Origin of the sequence: Corallococcus sp. AB038B, from assembly GCF_003668955.1 — a bacterium.
Taxonomy (GTDB): domain Bacteria; phylum Myxococcota; class Myxococcia; order Myxococcales; family Myxococcaceae; genus Corallococcus; species Corallococcus exiguus.
Genome location: NZ_RAWO01000061.1, coordinates 1 through 508, shown reverse-complemented (window position 1 = coordinate 508; position 508 = coordinate 1). Strand labels below are relative to the sequence as shown.

Below are 508 nucleotides of genomic sequence, written 5' to 3'. Positions count from 1 at the left end.
GAACAAGCACCTGCCGTCGAAGGTGCGCGCGGCCATCGACATCCTGGTCGCGCGCATCCCCGAGCGGCTGTCCTCCGGGGAGAACCAGTCCAAGGGGGCACGGAGAAAGCCCCTGCGCCGGAAGGCCTAGAGTCCCTCGCCGAAGCGGTCTCCCGTCTCCACCGAGTCCGTCTGCTCCGACGGCGCCTGGGACCAGAGCTGCTCCCCCGCGCGCGACAGGCCCGTGACACCCGCGCTGTACAGCACCTGCACCGCGCCCGAGTCGGTCGCGCTCCCCACGTCCTCGTACGGCACGCCCACCGCCAGGTCCACGAAGCCATCCCCGTCATAGTCCCCCGAGGACAGCCGGGAGCCGAACGCATCCTGGAGCTCCGCGCCCTCCTCCACGGTGGAGCCCACTTGAGACCAGCGCTGCTCACGCGCAGTGGACAGCCCACCCGGCGCGCCGTGCAACACGTGCACGATGCCCGCGCCGACGACAGCCCCCACGCTCTCCGAGGCCACGCCG

General features: G+C 71.9%; 1 protein-coding gene. It reads right to left on the bottom strand.

Features of this window, described 5'->3' with window-relative positions:
• Positions 1-126: 126 nt before the first annotated feature.
• Positions 127-508 (bottom strand): FG-GAP repeat protein (locus D7Y04_RS42545; RefSeq protein WP_199749822.1); only part of this gene is annotated, 382 nt, incomplete at its 5' end.